Origin of the sequence: Rodentibacter mrazii (assembly GCF_001998825.1) — a bacterium.
GTDB classification, from domain to species: Bacteria; Pseudomonadota; Gammaproteobacteria; order Enterobacterales; family Pasteurellaceae; genus Rodentibacter; species Rodentibacter mrazii.
The window spans coordinates 1-1,278 of the sequence record NZ_MLHG01000102.1; the positions used below are offsets into that span (position 1 = coordinate 1).

2 protein-coding genes are annotated in these 1,278 nt (G+C 33.4%); both read right to left on the reverse strand.

What is annotated here, in order from left to right; all coding sequences use genetic code 11:
• Positions 1-207: 207 nt before the first annotated feature.
• Entirely contained in the window at positions 208-903 is a 696-nt protein-coding gene (locus BKK47_RS11575; protein WP_077494977.1) for a hypothetical protein, read from the reverse strand.
• Positions 900-1,121, reverse strand: coding sequence for a helix-turn-helix transcriptional regulator (locus BKK47_RS11580; RefSeq protein ID WP_018355444.1), 222 nt, complete (start codon positions 1,119-1,121; stop codon positions 900-902). Before BKK47_RS11580 ends, BKK47_RS11575 begins: the two co-directional genes overlap by 4 nt.
• Positions 1,122-1,278: the final 157 nt, after the last annotated feature.

Consider the following 1,278-nt stretch of genomic DNA (forward strand, 5'->3'; position numbering starts at 1 on the left):
GTATTAATAAAATCAGATAGAATGATATGGTCTTGTTCAATCGATTGTAACCCCATGATAGAATGTTCCTTTTACTGTGTTTTTGTATAGTACAAAGATAGCACATCATAAGGATTCTGAACAGTCTCAATTCGTCCCAAATCGTTCAAAACAGTATAAAAAAGCCCCGTATCTTCTACGGGGCGTTACGCTATTCACAATTTTTAACTACTGATTAGCCAGCTCTTCTAGTTCGCGTATATATTCACGCTTTTGCCATGAGCCGCCGCCCGGGTTGGGAATGTTAAATTTAATCTCCGGCATATTAATTTTTAAATGACTAATATCAATTTTTTCATCTAGATGAGATTTAACTTTCCCAACAAATAGATTTAAAAATGTTTCTTTATGATCATAGTTAATATAATTCCCAAATAGGACACTACTTTTATTTTCAAATAGAACTGAATAGATTTCATTGATTTTTTTCATAGGTTCGCTTTTGAAAAACTCTTCCATAAATTCTTGAGCAATTAAATCTAAGGCTTTTGTTTTGATACTGATAGAGTTATCTGAAAATGCTTTATATTCTGTGATTAATAGAAGTTTTAATTTTGCATCAAATTTTGTGATAACTTTATTCAGCGCGTTAATCTTCAACGTGTTTTTACTTATACGTTCGGAAACTTCATCAAAACCCTTAAAGTTAATCTCTCCGGTATCGCTAACTTGAAGGCTATCAATTTCTTTTTGTGCCTCTTGGTTTTCCTGTTCCAATGCCTCAACCATTTTTTGATTGCGTTCAATGTTTGATTTAATTGTTAAAGCCTTATCTTGAACGGCTAAAAAGGCTTGATTATTTTCGTTAAGTTCTGCAATCAGTTTTTCGAGTTCCGCTTGCTTTTCCGGGTTTTGTAGTGTCATTGGTTTGTCTCCTGTTGGTTTCGTTTGTTAATTTGTTCTTTCATCCAGGCATTCACTTCACTTTCAAGCCAAACTGAATTTTGTTTATTCAGTTGAATACTTTTAGGAAATTCACCGGCTTTCATATTTCGATAGATTGTGGAGCGCCCTAAGCCTGTTTTATTCATCACTTCCGGCAGTTTAATAAATCGTTCCGCCTGTGCTGTCTTCTCGGCCATAACTTTCCTTATCATAAAAAAGTAGATTCATAGGTATCCAAATTCATCCCATTGGATAGGGCAAAAATAAAATATTTATCTCGGTTCGAATAGAAAATTTAATTGTGAAATGAGAGACCACAATAAAAGGATAAAAAATAAACAATTCTTAGGCATG

Excerpts from the sequence above, each read along its gene's own strand:
- BKK47_RS11575 (WP_077494977.1), bottom strand. The coding sequence starts at position 903 with ATGACACTACAAAACCCGGAAAAGCAAGCGGAACTCGAAAAACTGATT.
- BKK47_RS11580 (WP_018355444.1), bottom strand. The coding sequence starts at position 1,121 with ATGGCCGAGAAGACAGCACAGGCGGAACGATTTATTAAACTGCCGGAA.